Consider the following 17698-nt stretch of genomic DNA (forward strand, 5'->3'; position numbering starts at 1 on the left):
ATCTTTTTTAGGGTAAAATGGACTCTTTGTGTGCAGGGGTGTTTTTGCTCAAGAGATTCTTTTTAACCAATAGCTCGGGAATTCTTTGCTCTAGGGTGGCCGGGTTTGTGCGCGACCTTTTGAGCGCGTCTATTTTGGGGAGTGGGGTCTATAGCGATATTTTCTTTGTGGCTTTCAAATTTCCTAATCTCTTTAGACGCATTTTTGCAGAGGGGGCATTTAGTCAGAGTTTCTTACCCGCCTTTATCCATAGCCGCCACAAAGCCGCTTTTAGTTTGAGTGTGTTAGCTATCTTTAGCCTTTGCCTGCTGTGTTTAAGCGTGATAGTGCATTTTTACGCCCCCTTTTTTACTAAATTGCTCGCCTATGGTTTTGATGCCCACACCATCGCTTTAGCTCAAGACATCGTGGCTTTAAATTTTTGGTATCTACTCTTAGTGTTCTTAAGTACCTTTTTTAGCGCACTCTTGCAATATAAAAATAGCTTCTTTGTGAGCGCGTATCATACAATCTTGCTCAACGCGGGCATGATTACCGCGCTCTGTCTAGCTAAAGATAAAGCTTCTTTGGAAGTGGTTTATTATTTGAGTTATGGCGTGCTTTTGGGGGGGGTAGCGCAGGTGTTGGCGCACTTTTACCCTCTATATTCTTTGGGCTATGCGAGACTTTTTTATCTAGGGCTTAGATTCGGCTTTAAGCGCAAAGATTCTTTGAAAATAGAACTCAAGGATTTCTTTAAAAAATTCTTCCCTAGCGTGCTGGGCAATTCAGCAAGCCAACTCTCCGCCTTTTTGGACACCCTGCTCGCCTCTTTTTTGAGCGCGGGCAGTATTTCTTATCTCTATTATGCCAATCGCATTTTTCAACTTCCCCTAGCCCTCTTTGCAATCGCCATTTCTACTGCTCTTTTTCCCACCATCGCTAAAGCCCTCAAAAATGGCAAATCTCAAGAGGCATTCACGCACATGCAAAATGCCTTTTATTTCTTAAGTTTTACCTTGCTTGCCTCTAGTTTGGGCGGGGTGGTGCTCAGTGAAGAGATCATCTCTTTACTTTTTGAGCGGGGGCGTTTTGGAGCTCAAGATGTGCTAGAGAGTGCTGGGGTGTTTAGAATGTATCTTGTGGGGCTTTTGCCCTTTGGTCTGTCTAAAATCTTTTCTCTTTGGCTTTATGCACAAGGGCAACAACTCAAAGCGGCTAAAATCTCTCTTTATTCTTTGATCTTTGGCTTTGTGGCTGCTCTTGTGTGTATGGGACCTCTTAGAGCAAGCGGATTAGCTCTAGCTAGTAGTTTGACGGGTTGCATGCTCTGCTTTTTAAATCTTAAGGCTTTTGGATTTAAGCGCTTTTTGGGCATGATCGAGGTTAAAAAAGGGGTGGGGTTGGTAGCACTCTTAAGTTTAGAGGCAACTATCCTCTATCTTTTCTTATGGTGCTTAAAGGCGTTTTATTTATTCCAATATCTAAGTTAAGGGCGCATATGCAGGCCGTTTATATTTATGATAGCAAGACAAAGCAAAAACAGCTTTTAGAACCCCTTGTGGGTCATGATGTGAAAATTTATATCTGTGGTCCCACGGTTTACGATCATGCTCACTTAGGGCATGCGCGCAGTGCGATCGCCTTTGATCTGCTCAGACGCACCTTAGAGCAGAGCGGGTATGCTGTAGAGATGGTCAAAAACTTTACAGACATTGATGATAAAATCATTGCTAAAGCTGCTCAAGAGGGAGTTAGCACTTCTGCTTTGAGCGCGCGCTATATGGAGAGCTATACAGCCGACATGCAGGCTTTAGGCGTGCAAAAACCCCACCTAGAACCCAAAGCAACCACCCACCTAGAAGCGATGTTTAATATCATCCAACAACTCTTAGACAAGGGGCATGCCTACCAAATAGGCCATGATATTTATTTAGACACCCATAAAGATCAAGCTTATGGCTCTTTGAGTGGACATATCTATAATGAAGCTGATGTGAGTCGCTTAGAGGACAATCCTTTAAAACGCCACCCCCAAGATTTTGCCCTGTGGAAATCTTATAAGGGGGAAAGCGATATAGGTTATGAAAGCCCTTTTGGTAGGGGTCGGCCCGGGTGGCATTTGGAGTGCTCTAGCATGATTTTTGCTAACATGGCTTACCGCGATCAAGCTTATCAGATTGATATTCATGCCGGAGGGAGCGATCTCTTCTTCCCCCACCATGAAAATGAGGCCTGCCAAACCCGTTGCGCCTTTTCTCAAGAGTTGGCCAAGTATTGGATGCACAATGGCTTTGTAAATATCTCCGGGGAGAAGATGAGCAAGAGTTTAGGTAATAGTTTTTATGTCAAAGACGCGCTAAAAATCTATGATGGGGAGATTGTGCGCAATTATCTTTTAGGAATCCACTACCGAGCGATCTTGCATTTTAATGAAGAAGATTTGCTAGCTAGCAAAAAACGCCTTGATAAGATTTATCGCCTTAAAAAACGCGCCCTAGAGTGCGCCCTGCAAACTCCACCCCCAAGCCCTAATCCAAATTTTCAACGCGCATTTTTACAAGCCCTCCAAGACGATCTTAACATCTCTAAGGCTTTAAGCGTGTTAGAAGAACATGTCCATGCGTGCAATGAGATTCTTGATCAAGCCACTAAACAAACCCGCGCTTCTGTGGCTTGTGCGATCTTAGAAGATCTTGCCTATGTGAATGCCCTGCTAGGTTTGGGAGGCAAAGACCCCATTGCCTATTTTCAATTAGGTGTGGATGCCACTCTGCTAGCCCATATTGAAGAGCAAATCGCACGCCGTCTGGAAGCCAAAAAGGCTAAGGATTTTGCCCTAGCCGATCGCATCCGTGAAGATCTAGCCCATCAAGGGATTTTACTTATGGACACCCCCCAACAAACCCTTTGGGAACGCTTATAGGAGGTTTTATGCAAAAAGTCGCTGTTATTATGGGCAGCAAGAGTGATTTAGAAATTGTCCAAAAAGCTTTTGGGATTTTAGAGGAATTTGAAATTTCCTTTGAGGCGCATATTTTTTCAGCCCACCGCACTCCTGAGGCTCTCAAAGCTTTTGCTTTGCAAGCGCGCGATAGTGGCTTTGGGGTTTTGATCGCTGCAGCGGGCAAGGCTGCGCACTTAGCCGGGGTGATCGCCTCTTTGAGCACTCTGCCCACAATCGCTATTCCTATGCGTGGGAATGATTTACAAGGGCTAGATTCTTTGCTCTCCAGTGTGCAAATGCCCGCAGGCATTCCTGTGGCGTGTGTGGGAATCAACGCCGCAGAGAACGCCGCACTCTTGGCCATAGAAATTTTAGCTCTAAAATCCCCCAAACTCCAAGATCAGCTCGCCCAAAAGCGCCAGCAACAAGCGATGCAAATTCTTAAAGAAGACCAAAATATCCATCTTAAATACAGCAGGAATCTATGAATACGAACATACAACATCTTCTCTATGAGGGCAAGGCTAAAAAAGTTTACAGCACAGACAATCCACAACACTATATTGTAGAGTATAAGGACGAAGCCACCGCTTTTAACGGGACTAAAAAAGCCACTCTGCAGGGTAAGGGGCGTTTGAATAACCGCATTAGCAACACGCTGATGAGTTATCTTAACGATCATGGGATTTCAACCCATTTGATTCAAGAGATAAACCCTACTCAAACTTTGGTTAAACCCTTAAAAATGTTTCTCCTAGAGGTGATCGTGCGTAACCGCGCGGCCGGGTCAATCTGTAAACGCCTAAGATTTGAGGAAGGCACGCTCTTTACGCCCCCACTTGTAGAGTTCTGCTACAAGAAAGACGCATTAGGTGATCCCTTTATTAATGACGATCATGCGCGCGTTTTGGGTTTGGCTACCTCTGAGGAATGCGCCACTATCAAGACTTTAGCCCTTAAAATCAACGCCCTCTTAGAGGCATATTTTCAAAAGCTAGACATCATTCTTGTAGATTTTAAACTCGAATTTGGTAAGGACGCGCAGGGCACGATTATTTTAGGCGATGAGGTTTCTCCGGACACTTGTCGCTTTTGGCATGCTCAAAGCGGAGAGAAGTTAGACAAAGATCGTTTCAGAGAAGATTTAGGCGGAGTGTGTGAAGCCTATGAGATGATTTTAAATAAAATCTCTCAAGGGTAGGCATGCGTAGCATTAGAGAGGAATGCGGGGTTTTTGGCGCATTTTCCCCACAGAGCGCGCACTTAGCCCCCCTGTGTTTTAGCGCGCTGTGTGCCTTGCAACACAGAGGGCAGGAGGGCTGTGGAATCGCTATCTCTTCTAAAGGACACTTCACTTATTACAAAAATACCGGGCTTGTAGGGGATGTCTTTAAGCCACAAATCCTAGAAAAATTGGGAGCTGGGGAGATTGGCATAGGGCATGTGCGCTATTGCACCACAGGACCTAATAACCGCACCAACGCCCAGCCTATTCTTATTAATCACATCAAAGAGCCTTTAGCCGTTGTGCATAATGGAAATTTGGTTAACTCTTTGGAGTTGCGCCGTGAGTTGGAGTTACAAGGCTATATTTTTCATACCTCTAGTGATACTGAAGTCATCGCTTATCTCATCGCCAAAAACAGACTTAAAACTTCTAGTTTAGAAGAGGCGATCCAAGCTGCAACCCCCCATCTTCAAGGGGCATATTCTTTAGTGATTATGTCGCCTAGTAAACTTATCGCCCTGCGCGACCCCTTTGGTTTCCGCCCCCTTTGTTATGGCAAAACCGCTGGGGGAATCGCAGTCGTGGCTTCTGAGAGTTGCGCTTTAGACGCGCTAGGGGCGACTGCGCTCAAAGACATCGCACCCGGAGAGATGGTGAGCTTCTCGCTCGAGGGGATTCAAACAAGTCATATCCCTCAAAAGGCGACTTCCAAAATCTGCTCTTTTGAGTATATTTACTTTGCTAGGGGGGATTCGGTGCTTGAGGGCAAGAGTGTGCACTTAGCCCGCTTGAGGGCAGGGGCATATTTAGCCAAAATCCACCCGGTAGAGGCTGACATTGTCGTGGGCGTGCCCGATTCAGGGATCGATGCAGCTTTGGGTTATGCGGAGGCTTCGGGCATTCCTTATGCTGTAGGTTTTATTAAAAATCGCTACATCAGTCGGACTTTTATCACCCCCCAAGCAGAGCGCGAGGAAAAGTTACGCCTCAAACTCAACCCCATTATTCCTAATTTAAAAGGCAAGCGGATCGTGCTGGTTGATGATTCGATTGTGCGGGGTAACACCACCAAGCGTATCGCTACGCTACTACGCAATGTGGGCGTAAAAGAAATTCACATGCGCATTAGCTCCCCCCCCTTTATCCACCCCTGTTTTTATGGCACAGACATCGATTCTGAAGAACACCTCATCGCCTGCAAGCATTCCACCGAACAGATTGCCCAAATTTTAGGCGTGGATTCTCTAGTCTATTTGCCCTTAGAGGGGATTGCTTACATGCTTGAGGGGTTAGGGTTTTGTGCGGCATGTTTTGGGGGCGGATATCCTACCCCCATTCCTAGCGAGCAAATCCGCCTCAGCGCGCCAACTCATATTTAAAGGATTTTGATGCACAGCCATTATAAAAATGCCGGGGTGGATGTTCAGGCGGGCTATGAGTCTGTAGAGCGCATCCAAAAGCACATCGCGCGCACCCGTATTCAAGAGTCCAACACTCTAGGGGGATTTGGGGGGCTTTTTGCGCTCAATTTGGAGGGGTTTAGCCAACCTATGTTAGTGAGCGGGGCTGATGGCGTGGGCACTAAATTAAAGCTAGCTTTTGCCTTTGGAGGGCATGAGAGTGTGGGGGTGGACTGCGTGGCGATGTGTGTGAATGATGTGATTTGTCTTGGGGCTAAACCTCTTTTCTTTTTAGATTACATCGCTTTGGCCCAAAATGAGCCTAGCAAGGTAGAGCGCATTGTCGCTGGCATGGCGCAAGGTTGCATCGAGGCAGGTTGTGAGTTGTTGGGCGGAGAGACTGCCGAGATGCCCGGCTTTTATGCGCCCAAAGAATACGATCTAGCTGGCTTTTGCGTGGGGATAGTCGATCAAAGCAAACTTCTTAATGTGGAAAATGTGCGCGCAGGTGATGCCATCATTGGACTAGCTTCTAGTGGTTTGCATTCTAATGGTTTTTCTTTGGTGCGCAAGATTTTACAAGATCGCTCTATTGATCCCTCCACCTACACCCTTGCAGGGCAAAACCTTGCTCAAATCCTCTTAACCCCAACAAAAATCTATGTCAAAGCGATCTTAAAGCTTTTAGAGCACCTTCCCATCAAATCCCTAGCCCATATCACGGGTGGGGGGTTTTATGAGAATGTCCCGCGCGCTCTGCCTGCAGGCTTGCAAGCTAAGATTGTTAAAAACACTTTTGTAACCCCGCCCATCTTTGACTTTCTAGCCCAAGAGGGGGGCATAGCACAAGAGGAGATGTTTCATGTCTTTAATATGGGGATTGGAATGGTGGCTATCTTGCCCGCTGTGCATGCTCAAGAAGCCCTAGAGCTCTTAAGAGCGTGCGATCAAGAGGCTTATAAAATTGGAGAAGTGCAAGAAGGCAGAGGAGTAGAGCTATGCGACTCTTAAGTGAAACTCTGCAACAACAACGCTATTTTGGGCGTGGGATCATTGTGGGCAGAGCCCCCAAGAGTCCTCATGTGTTTTTGGCTTATTTTTTAATGGGACGCAGTGCGCAGAGCCAAAACCGCTTTTTTAGCCTAGAGGGCAAAAATTTACAAATTGCCTTTGTAGACCCTCAAAGTGTCGCCGACCCCTCTTTGATCTTTTATCCTCCCATCGTGCACCAAAATAACCATGTCATCATCACTAATGGGAGCCAAACCCAGATATTACAGCAGTCTTTGCTTTCAGGGCAGGATTTTCAACACGCCCTAAACCAACAGAGTTTTGAACCCGACCCCCCCCATTTTACCCCTAGGATCAGCGCACTGATCCACTTGCAACCCCAAAATTTTAGCTACCAACTAGGTTTAGTCAAAAATATACAGGGGACTTGTGCACGATTTCTTTTTAACTATGAGAGTGCGAGCGGTGTGGGGCATTTCCTGCACACTTATAATCATGATACTAACCCTCTACCCTCCTTTGAGGGCGAACCTAGGCCTATTGTGCTCCCCTCTACTCTTGAGGAGCTGGGTAACACCCTTTGGGAAAGCTTAGATTTGGAATATAAAATCGCGCTGTGCGTGCAATCTGTGCACCTAGACACCCAACAAGTTAAAACCCACATTTACAATAAATACAGCAAGGATTGCTAATGTCTCTCTCCCTCAAATACGGCTTTAACCCCCACCAAGCCCAAGCTAAAATTCTATCAAGCAATCTCCCTTTTAGCATTCTCAATGGCACACCTAGCTACATCAACTTTTTAGACGCGCTCAATGCTTATCAGCTTGTTAAAGAACTCCAAGAGGCGACTAAGCGCCCTGCAGCCACTTCTTTTAAGCACCTCAGCCCCACCTCAGCCGCGCTAGCCCAGCCCCTAGAAAAGCAACGCCTCCAAGCCTATTTTTTAGAAAATCTTGCAGAATGCCAAGACTCCCCCATCGCCTCTGCTTACGCGCGCGCAAGAGGAGCGGATCGCTTAAGCTCTTTTGGGGATTTTGTCGCTCTGAGTGATTCATGCGATGTGGCTTGTGCCAAATTGCTAGCCCAAGAGGTTTCAGATGGAATCATCGCCCCCGCCTTTGCCCCTGAGGCTCTTGAAATTCTCAAGCGTAAAAAAGGGGGGCAGTATGTGATCTTGCAAATCGATCCTAATTACACCCCCCCAAAGCTAGAGAGGCGCGATGTCTTTGGGATCACCTTTGAGCAACAGCGCAACTCTTTAACAATCACCCCTGATCTACTCAAGGACATCCCCACGCACAATAAAGCCCTCCCCAAGCAAGCCCAAGAGGATTTGATCTTAGCCTTGATCACCCTCAAATACACTCAGTCTAATTCGATTTGTTTAGCTTACAAGGGGCAGGTGATTGGCGTAGGAGCGGGGCAACAATCCCGTATCCATTGCACCAAGATCGCTGCTGATAAGGCGGATTTATGGCATTTGCGTGTCCACCCCAAGGTGCTAGATTTGCCCTTTATAGAGGGTTTAAATCGCCCCACTAAGGATAATCTCATCTATGCTTACCTCACACATGGTTTAAGTGATGAGGATTTAAGTCTTTTAAAACACCCTGTGCCCCCCTTAAGCGCACAAGAAAAAGCGCATTATTTGGGGCGTGTGAGCGGGGTGAGTTTGGGCAGTGATGCCTTTTTCCCCTTTAGTGATAGCATTTTGCGCGCGCACAAAAGCGGGGTGCGCTACATTGCTCAAAGCGGAGGGAGCAAACAGGATTTGCAAGTGATTCAAGCCTGCAACGGGCTTGATATGGTCATGGCACTCACCCATGTCCGCTTATTCCACCACTAGGAGAACTTGTGAAAATTGCCATTATTGGAAGTGGAGGGCGCGAACATGCGATTTTAAAAAAAATCTTAGCCCCCAATCGCCAAATTTTTATGCTTCCGGGCAATGCCGGAATGCGTGAGGCTAGCTGTGTCCCCATTAGCGTAGACGATCAGCAAGGGATTTTAAACTTTGCCCAACAAGAAGCTCTAGATTTCATCATTGTATCTCCAGATAATCCTCTTGTAGATGGCTTAGTCGATGTGCTTGAGGAGGCAGGTTTTGCCTGCTTTGGACCTAGAAAAAGCGGGGCGCGTTTGGAGGGGAGTAAGATTTTTGCCAAAGACTTTATGCAAAGACACCACATTCCTACAGCGCACTATGATAGCTTTGATTGCTTGCAGGAAGCCCTGAAACATTTAGAAAAAGTGGAGTTTCCCTGCGTGATCAAAGCTGATGGGCTCGCCTTTGGCAAGGGTGTGATCATCGCCCACAATGCCAAAGAGGCGCAAGAGAGTTTAGAGGCGATGATGCAAGAGGGCGTTTTTGGGGAGAGTGGAAAAAGGGTTGTGATTGAGGAGTTTTTGCAAGGACCTGAGGCTTCTTTGCTCACCTTTTGTGATGGTTTGACACTCAAAGCCATGCCCCCAGCGATGGATTATAAACGCGCTTTAGATGGGGATCGAGGTTTGAACACGGGGGGGATGGGTTGCATCGCGCCCAATCCTTACTGGAGCGCTCAAATTGCTAAAGAGTGTGAGGAGAAAATCTTAATCCCCACTCTTAGAGGAATCCAAGAGGAAAATCTGCATTTTAGGGGGTGTTTGTATTTTGGGCTCATCCTCACGCCCAAAGGGGTTAAGGTGCTCGAATATAATTGCCGTTTTGGCGATCCAGAAACTCAAACTTTGCTCCCCCTCCTCCAAAGCGATCTATTAGAGATCATGCAAGCCTGCTCTACCCAAACCCTAGCCAAGCAAGAGGTGAATTTTGCCCCCCTTTCCTCTTGCTGTGTGGTCTTGGCTTCTCAGGGTTACCCAAAAATCTTTCAAACAGGACACCCCATTAACTACCCCCCCAACCTAGATATTTGTTTTGCTGGGGTTAAGCAGGTGGGCGATCAATTAGTCAATGCTGGGGGGCGGGTGTGCAGTGTTACAAGTGTCGCGCCCAGCCTGCAAGAAGCCCGCAAAGAGAGCTACCAACGCCTTTTACAAATTGATTTTAACCCCGCGCATTATCGCCAAGACATCGGGGCGGGACTTCCATGATTGTTTATGTGCGCAAAAAAGAGGGGTTTGATTTTTTAGAGCGCGATCTGTGCGCCACACTCAAGGATATTTTAGCCATTCCCACGCTTGAAAAAATTATTTGTGTGCAGGCGTATTTGCTAGAGGGTTTGACAGAAGAACAGCTTGAGCGCGCCCAAATGCTCTTTTGCACCCCACAGACAGAAATTTGTAGCGCGGAGCTAGACCTATCAGATTGTGCGGGGCATTTTGCCCTCCAAACCCTCAAGGGGCAGTTTGATCCAAGAAGCCATGCAGCCTTGCAGTGCTTGCAAATGCTCTACCCAGAAACCCCAAAAATTGATGTTGAATGCGCTACTATCTATAAACTCTATGGTCAGCTCACCCACCAGCACCAAGTCAAGATTTTAGATTACTTGCAAAATCCTTTAGAAAACCACGCCATCTCCCTCCCTCTGCAAAAAGCGCGCACGCTTTTAGATAAGCCCTTTTGCACCACTCTAAAGGATTTTTCTACCCTTACAGATTTTAGCCCCCTGATTGCCCAACACCAACTCTCTTTACGCCCTGAGGATTTACGCCTCATTCAAGAACACCTGCCACACCTAAATGCCCTAGAACTTAAAATTTTAGACACCTTTTGGTCGGATCATTGTCGGCATGGCACATTTTTTACGCAAATTGCCTTTAGCACAGACGATCCCTTGAGCCAAGAAATTTACGATCTCTACTACGCACTACATCAAGAGATCAGGGCGCACAAGCCCATTAGCCTTATGGACCTCTCCACTCTTATGGGCGCGTCCTTAAAAAAACAGGGCAAAGCCACATCGTGGGTGCAAAGCGAGGAGAACAACGCCTGCACTCTAGCCATTGAGCTTAACACCCCCACGGGCAAAAAACCTTATTATCTTTTTTTCAAAAATGAAACCCACAACCACCCTACAGAGATCGAACCTTACGGGGGGGCATCTACTTGCATTGGGGGGGCGATTCGCGATCCCTTGTCCGCACGCGGGGTAGTTTATGCTGGGATTCGTATCTCAGGCTGTGCTAACCCTCTTGAGCCCATTACTCAAACTAGAGCGGGCAAACTCCCCCAAAGAAAAATCGCGCTGGGGGCTTCTGAGGGTTTTAGTGCTTATGGAAATCAAATCGGAGTGGCTACGGGTTTGGTTGCAGAGATTTATCATGAGGGTTACAAGGCTAAACATTTAGAATTAGGGGCGGTGCTAGGGGCAGCCCCTCAAGAGAATGTGCGCTCTTTAACGCCTGCGCCCGGGGATATTGTACTTTTAGTGGGGGGGTGCACGGGGCGCGATGGCTTAGGGGGGGCTAGTGGCTCTTCTCAAGCGCACAGCGCGCATTCTATAGAGATTTGCGGAGCACAGGTGCAAAAAGGAGATGCCCCGCAAGAGCGTAAACTGCAAAGATTGATGCAAAACCCTAAATTTTCTACTTTAATCAAGCGGTGTAATGATTTGGGAGCTGGGGGGGTGAGTGTCGCGCTGGGTGAACTTAGCTCAAGTGGAATACGCATTGATTTAAGCGCACTGCCTACCAAATACACGGGACTAAGTGCCTTTGATTTGGCTTTAAGCGAGTCGCAAGAAAGAATGGCGATGCTCATTGATCCTAAAGATTTGCCCCTCTTTGAGGAGTTATGCGCCTTAGAAAATCTTTTAAGCGCGCCAGTGGCTACTATCACCACTAGTGGTTCTTTAGAGATGGTGTTTGAAGATCAGATTGTGGCTAATATCCCTATGAGCCTGTTGCACAGCCAAGGGGCAAAACGCCACGCTAACGCTTATCTTGGCAAACCCATGCCCTCTCCAAAACGCGCCTATGATTTTCTTTTGGATTTAAAGCAATTAGCTACAGACCTTAATTTTTGCTCGCAAAGGGGCTTAGTAGAGAGATTTGACTCCACCATTGGAAGCAATACAATCTTTATGCCCTTAGGAGGCAAGTACCAAGCCACACCCATCCAAGCAATGGCGCACCTCATCCCTTTTGAGCACACCTCAACCTGTTCTTTAGCCGCCTTTGGGTTTGACCCCTATCTTTGCGCCCAAGACCCCACGAGGGGGGGGTATTGTGCTGTTGTAGAGTCGGTGTGTAAGCTGATTGCCTGCGGGGCGCGCTTTGAAGAGATTTATTTGAGTTTTCAAGAATATTTTGAGAGTTTGGGCACAGACGCGCTCAAATGGGGAAAACCCTTTGGGGTGTTGCTTGGAGCTTTTTTAGCCCAGCACAGACTCCAAATTCCTTGCATAGGGGGCAAGGATTCGATGAGTGGGAGTTTTGAGGATTTGAGTGTCCCCCCCTCTTTTATCTCTTTTGCCTTCTGCGCTCAAGAGGCGACACATCTAATCTCGGCTGAGTTTAAAGCCCCCGGTCATTTTATTTATCTCATCCAAGCCCCCCTAGATTCTTATGGACTTCCCTATGATTTTGAGGGCATTTTTGAGCGCATCCACACCCATATTTTAAAAGGGCATATTCTTGCTGCCTATGCTCTAGGCAGAGGTGGAGTAGCAGACGCGCTGGTTAAAATGTCTTTGGGTAATCGCATTGGGGTGAATCTAGAGCCTGCGATTGATTTAGAAACTCTGTTTGCGCCCGGTTATGGGAATTTTGTTGTAGAGAGCGCGCATGCGCTTGATTTTGGGGTGATATTGGGCAAAACAATGAGTGATCCAAGTTTACAAAGAGGATCGCAGAGTTTAAAATTAGAGGAGTTATTAAAACTTTTTGAAAGCCCCCTAGAATCTTTGTATCCTAGCCATGTTGTTGCGCCCAAAAACCCCCCTCTCCCCTCCCCAACTCCATCTCCTCTATTAGCCTCTAAGCTTAAGATCGCCAAACCTAGAGTGCTTATTCCGGTATTTCCGGGCACTAACTGCGAACAAGATACAGAGCGCGCTTTTAAACAGGCGGGCGCATTAGTGCAAACTCTGGTGATTACTAATCTCACCCCTGAACATTTAAGCGAGTCGCTTGTGCACATGCAAAAAGCTCTATCTAGTAGTCAAATTCTCTTTATTCCCGGGGGATTTTCGGGGGGAGATGAGCCTAGCGGGGCGGGCAAGATGATTCAAGCTTTTTTTTCTAGCCCGCGCTTGCAAGAGGCGATCATGCAATTGCTAAATAAACAAGATGGACTCATTGGAGGGATTTGTAATGGCTTTCAAGCCTTGCTAAGATTGGGCTTATTGCCCTATGGGGAAATTCGACCTCTTGGCCCCCAAGACCCCATTCTTTTACACAATACCCTTTTAACCCACCGATCTAAGATTGCTTATGTAAAAGTCCTCTCTAACGCTTCGCCATGGCTCTTTCATACCCAAGTTGGAGAGATTTATGCCCTGCCCATCTCGCATGGGGAGGGGCGTTTTTATGCTCCCTTGCCAACCCTCACAAAATTAGCTAGTCAAAATCAAATCGCTACCCAGTATGTCAGCTTAGAGGGGGAAATGAGCGCAGAGTCTAATCCTAATGGTTCGCTGTGCAATATCGAGGGGATCACATCTGCTTGTGGGCGTGTTTTTGGGAAAATGGGGCATACAGAGCGTTTTAAACATCTGCTTTATAAGAATATTCCGGGGAATTTTGAAATGGACATTTTCAAGGGCGCGGTGGAGTATTTTGGATAAGAATCGCGTACATTTTTTGGGAATGTCAACATTGTTTTGTTACACTAAGTCTTGATCGAAAAAAGGAAAAATGATGTTTAAAAACATGGCTTTGCGGAACAAAATGGCCTTGGTTATCGGGTCGGTCTTAGTGGTGCTTGTTATTGTCTTGAGTTATATCATCTCCTTTAAAGTAGAACGACTCTTAGAAGAAGAGGCCCTTAGTCGTTTACAAGCCCAAACGCGCAATGCCGGGCAAGGAGTGCAAGATAGCATCACGCGCTCATTGGTGCGTTTACATATTTTAAGAGCAGCTTTGTTAAAGGATTCCTCAGATATTGATTTTGATAAAGCTATTTTGAGTGAGTATCTCTACTATACGCGCACCATTTCCGCACTCTCTGTTGCGATGGAAGGCGATCACAAAAACGCCTTTATCTTTGATCAAATTGTTCAAAAAAACGAAAATTCAAATAGTCTTACGGGTTCTGGAAAAGTGGAGATTGCTCCAGCCCCAGAACTCTATCATCATCCTCTCTATCTTGCTAGTAAAAAATCTTCTACTTTGGTCTTAGGAAAACCTTATTTTCGCAAAATGCTAGATGGAAGCATTGTCTATGGTGTAGATATTGGCTACCCTCTTAGTGATGACAAAGGAGTTTTTAGAGGGGCGATCCTCGCCTTTATCAATATCGATCGCTTTGATTATGTGCTTAAATCTTATGGAGTGGGAGATACAAAATTCAACCTTGTGGCCGAAGATGGTACTTTACTCATAGTGCATGGGGATAAAAAGTGGCGTGGGCATCTATGGTCGGAAATCAATCCGGACTTTAGCAAGCGAGGTCTTCCTTTCGTGCAAAAAGGTGAAAAAAAGGTCCTTCAAATCTATTCTAATGTAACCCACGAGACGTCTTACGGCTCTATTTTTTCTTTTAGCATTTTTAGAGATAATCCTAATAAGTTTCATTGGGCTGTGGTGGGAGTGCGCAGTGAAAAAAGAGTATTCCGTGATATTGATTCTATTAAACTGACGGTGCGCGTTGCAGGGGCGGTCGGTTTAGCAGTGGTGATTGGCATTATTTATTGGTTGTTGTATGTATTGATGAGTAAGAGAATTGGCCATGTATCTAGGAATTTAGAGAATTTTTTTAAGATTTTACGCCATGAGGTCTCGCCAGATCAAATTAAACTCATCCCTGCCACAAGTACGGATGATTTAGGAAAAATCCAAAGTGCCATCAATGAAAATATTCTGCGGACACAAAAAACGCTTTTACAGGATGAAAAAGCGGTACAAAACAGCATCGATGTGGCCTCTAAAGTTGAGATGGGGGACTTTAGCCAAACAATCAATGCAGAACCTAGTAACCCCTCTTTGATAGAGCTCAAAAAGAATATCAACAACATTATTTTGTATATGCAAAAAAATGTTGGGCTGCATATGAAAACCATTAATGAAGCTTTTGAACGCTACGCACAATATGACTTTAGGGAAGGGATTGCTAATGCTAGTGGGCACATTGAAGTGGTGTTAGATGGATTGGCTCGTGAGACTAGACGCATGCTTGGCACTTCTGCAGAATTTGCTAAAGAATTGGATAGCAAGGTGGGGGTGCTCAATAGTTGTGTAGATCGCCTTAATGAAATTGCTAACAATCAAAATAACAGCCTAAATAAAACCATTGGGAGTATTGCAGGAATCACCAATGGTATTACAGAGGTGGCACACAAGAGTGAGGGGATGATCCAACAAGGACAGGATATTAAAAATATCGTGGAGATTATCCGCGACATCGCCGATCAAACCAATTTATTGGCCTTGAATGCAGCCATTGAAGCGGCACGCGCAGGCGAACATGGACGCGGTTTTGCCGTGGTGGCTGATGAAGTGCGTAAACTTGCCGAGCGTACTCAAAAATCTCTGAGTGAGATTGAAACCAATATTAATGTTTTGGTGCAAAGTATCTCAGACACTTCAGCAAGTATTCAAAATCAGACTGAGGAAGTGGAGTTGATCAACCAATCTTTAGAAGAATTTAAGCGGGATACTCAAAGTAATATTGCTATTGCACGCGACTCTTTGGGAGCTTCTCAAGACATCAACCGCATTTCTGAAGAGATTTTAAAGGATGTAGAGCGCAAGAAATTTTAAAATTTGTATGCACGTTTGCTCGCACTTCTCTAGGAAGCCCCCATATAAGCCATTTGTAATTTTAGCTATGTTAGAGTGAGCTTTTTAATCGCTTCCCTAAATTTTTAAAATATCAGCGTAGGTTTGGTTTGACCTCATCCGCCCTTTAAGGATTTTAATGGCTCACGAGCAACATAAACAAAGGACTCATACCCCTGTGAGTGGATACCGCATCGAAGAATTACGCGCAAAACCCACCGAAAAACTCTTAGCAATTGCCAACGAACTCAAAGTCGAAAACCCTCAAGAATATAAACGCCAAGATTTGATGTTTGAAATTCTCAAAAATCAGGTTTCTCAAGGGGGTTATATCCTCTTTACGGGTATTTTGGAGATGTCTAATGAGGGTTATGGTTTTTTAAGGGGGATGGATGGGAGTTTTTCAGATAACCAAAACGATACTTATGTCAGCCACTCCCAAATCAAACGCTTTGCTCTGCGCAATGGAGATATCGTAACCGGTCAAGTGCGCGCCCCCAAAGATCAAGAAAAATACTACGCTTTGCTCAAAATTGAGGCGGTGAATTACCTCCCTTTAGATGAAATCCGCAATCGCCCTCTCTTTGACAACTTAACTCCACTCTTCCCAACCGAGCAGATCAAACTAGAATACGAACCCACTAAAGTAACCGGGCGCATGCTCGATCTCTTTAGTCCTATTGGCAAGGGACAGCGCGCCCTCATTGTCGCTCCGCCCCGCACGGGTAAAACAGAACTTATGAAAGAGCTTGCACACGGCATTACGGCTAACCACCCGGAAATGGAGCTCATTATTCTACTCGTGGATGAGCGTCCCGAAGAAGTTACAGACATGCAAAGAAGCGTGCGCGCCCAAGTCTTTAGCTCCACCTTTGATCTGCCCTCGCACAACCATGTGCGTATCGCCGAGTTGGTGCTAGAGCGGGCTAAAAGGCGCGTAGAAATGGGTAAGGATGTGGTGATTTTACTAGATTCGATCACGCGTTTAGCGCGCGCTTACAATGCGATCACCCCCTCTAGTGGAAAAGTCTTAAGCGGAGGGGTGGATGCGCACGCTCTGCACCGACCCAAGCGTTTTTTTGGTGCAGCGCGCAATATTGAAGAGGGGGGGAGTTTGAGTATCATCGCGACTGCTCTCATTGAAACGGGATCGCGTATGGACGAGGTGATCTTTGAGGAATTTAAAGGCACGGGTAATAGCGAGATTGTATTAGCTAGAAGTATTTCCGATCGGCGCATTTACCCCGCCTTTGATGTGCTCAAGTCTGGCACGCGCAAGGATAATATTTTGTTAGGTAAGGACAAGCTGACTAAAGTTTGGGTATTGCGCAATGTGATGCAACAAATGGACGATGTAGAAGCTCTCAATTTCATCTATTCTAAGATGCAAACCACAAAGGACAACGCCGAGTTTTTGGATTTGATGAATCAGGGCTCTTAGTGCGTGTAGGGATTTTTGATAGCGGGGTGGGGGGCTTGAGTGTGCTTAAAAGCATATTGCAAGGGCGTTTATTTGCAGAGATTATCTACTATGGCGACACCGCGCGCGTGCCCTATGGCCCTAAGGATAAAGCCACTATTGAGCGTTTCGCCCTAGAGGCTTTGGAGTTTTTCAGACCCTACCAGATTGAAATGTTATTAGTGGCGTGTAACACCGTGAGCGCATTAGCTTTAGAGACCATGCGCGCGCATTCTAACATTCCCATTGTGGGCGTGATTGAGGCAGGCATTTTAGCCACCATCCAACAATTTCCCAACAAGCACACCCCTATTTTGGTGCTAGGCACACGCGCTACCATCGCTTCAAACCAATACGCCCAGCAACTTCACGCACATGGGTATACTCAGGTACAGAGCCTAGCCACTGGGCTTTTCGTGCCCTTAATTGAAGAGGGGGTGCTAGAGGGGGAATTATTGCACGCATGTATGCGCCATTACTTTGAGCCTATTCAGAACGCCCCAGCAGTACTCATTTTGGGCTGCACGCATTTTCCCTTGATCGCCCCCCATTTGCAGGATTATTTTCAAGGGCGTTTCAAACACCCTTGCGCTTTGGTGCATTCTGGAGATGCCATTGTGCACTATTTGATGGAGAGTTACCACCTTACCCCTCTTAAGCATCCTCCCCAAGCGCGCTTTTTTGCCAGCGGTGATGTCAACACCCTTGAAACCCAAGCCCAGGCGTGGCTGGAGTTGGGGTAAGACTTCCGTCGTATCAACAATCAATAAGAAAGACAAATAGAGCTTGGA

The 17698-nt window shown here is 46.3% G+C and carries 13 protein-coding genes; all 13 read left to right on the forward strand.

The genetic code is table 11. The annotated features are described in order from the left end of the window. Nucleotides 1-44: 44 nt before the first annotated feature. The 13 genes from murJ to murI all read left to right on the forward strand — a co-directional run bounded on the left by murJ (nucleotide 45) and on the right by murI (nucleotide 17650). Nucleotides 45-1472 carry a murein biosynthesis integral membrane protein MurJ gene (gene murJ, locus C6H00_RS02700; RefSeq protein ID WP_104749740.1) on the forward strand — a complete coding sequence of 476 codons (1428 nt, stop codon included), beginning with the start codon at nucleotides 45-47 and terminating at the stop codon, nucleotides 1470-1472. Nucleotides 1473-1480: 8 nt separating this feature from the next. After that, a complete protein-coding gene (cysS, locus tag C6H00_RS02705; RefSeq protein ID WP_104749493.1) occupies nucleotides 1481-2905 on the forward strand; it encodes a cysteine--tRNA ligase in 1425 nt (474 codons plus the stop codon). 8 nt (nucleotides 2906-2913) lie between these two features. Next, nucleotides 2914-3414 (forward strand): 5-(carboxyamino)imidazole ribonucleotide mutase, encoded by a 501-nt coding sequence (purE, locus tag C6H00_RS02710; RefSeq protein WP_104749494.1) that lies wholly within the window; start codon nucleotides 2914-2916, stop codon nucleotides 3412-3414. Further along, nucleotides 3411-4127: a phosphoribosylaminoimidazolesuccinocarboxamide synthase gene (gene purC / locus C6H00_RS02715; protein WP_104749495.1), complete on the forward strand. Its 717-nt coding sequence runs from the start codon at nucleotides 3411-3413 to the stop codon at nucleotides 4125-4127. The genes purE and purC overlap by 4 nt, the downstream gene beginning before the upstream one ends. A 2-nt stretch (nucleotides 4128-4129) precedes the next feature. Beyond that, on the forward strand, nucleotides 4130-5533 hold the full coding sequence (gene purF, locus C6H00_RS02720) for an amidophosphoribosyltransferase (RefSeq protein WP_104749496.1): 1404 nt from the start codon (nucleotides 4130-4132) through the stop codon (nucleotides 5531-5533). Nucleotides 5534-5542: 9 nt separating this feature from the next. Beyond that, on the forward strand, nucleotides 5543-6565 hold the full coding sequence (purM, locus tag C6H00_RS02725) for a phosphoribosylformylglycinamidine cyclo-ligase (protein WP_104749497.1): 1023 nt from the start codon (nucleotides 5543-5545) through the stop codon (nucleotides 6563-6565). After that, nucleotides 6553-7257, forward strand: coding sequence for an IMP cyclohydrolase (locus C6H00_RS02730; RefSeq protein WP_104749498.1), 705 nt, complete (start codon nucleotides 6553-6555; stop codon nucleotides 7255-7257). Before purM ends, C6H00_RS02730 begins: the two co-directional genes overlap by 13 nt. Then, nucleotides 7257-8414, forward strand: a complete 1158-nt coding sequence (locus C6H00_RS02735; RefSeq protein ID WP_104749499.1) for a phosphoribosylaminoimidazolecarboxamide formyltransferase — start codon at nucleotides 7257-7259, stop codon at nucleotides 8412-8414. The genes C6H00_RS02730 and C6H00_RS02735 overlap by 1 nt, the downstream gene beginning before the upstream one ends. Before the next feature lie 8 nt (nucleotides 8415-8422). Continuing rightward, nucleotides 8423-9661, forward strand: coding sequence for a phosphoribosylamine--glycine ligase (gene purD, locus C6H00_RS02740; RefSeq protein ID WP_104749500.1), 1239 nt, complete (start codon nucleotides 8423-8425; stop codon nucleotides 9659-9661). Further along, nucleotides 9658-13296, forward strand: a complete 3639-nt coding sequence (locus C6H00_RS02745) for a phosphoribosylformylglycinamidine synthase (protein WP_104749501.1) — start codon at nucleotides 9658-9660, stop codon at nucleotides 13294-13296. Before purD ends, C6H00_RS02745 begins: the two co-directional genes overlap by 4 nt. Before the next feature lie 85 nt (nucleotides 13297-13381). Then, complete coding sequence (locus C6H00_RS09060; RefSeq protein WP_324728357.1) at nucleotides 13382-15430, forward strand: methyl-accepting chemotaxis protein; 2049 nt, start codon at nucleotides 13382-13384, stop codon at nucleotides 15428-15430. A 157-nt stretch (nucleotides 15431-15587) separates the two neighbouring features. Next, on the forward strand, nucleotides 15588-16889 hold the full coding sequence (gene rho / locus C6H00_RS02755; RefSeq protein ID WP_013469104.1) for a transcription termination factor Rho: 1302 nt from the start codon (nucleotides 15588-15590) through the stop codon (nucleotides 16887-16889). After that, a complete protein-coding gene (gene murI, locus C6H00_RS02760) occupies nucleotides 16889-17650 on the forward strand; it encodes a glutamate racemase (RefSeq protein ID WP_104749503.1) in 762 nt (253 codons plus the stop codon). Before rho ends, murI begins: the two co-directional genes overlap by 1 nt. The last annotated feature ends 48 nt before the right edge of the window (nucleotides 17651-17698 follow it).

The sequence above is a fragment of the Helicobacter cynogastricus genome, from assembly GCF_900197855.1.
GTDB lineage: Bacteria > Campylobacterota > Campylobacteria > Campylobacterales > Helicobacteraceae > Helicobacter > Helicobacter cynogastricus.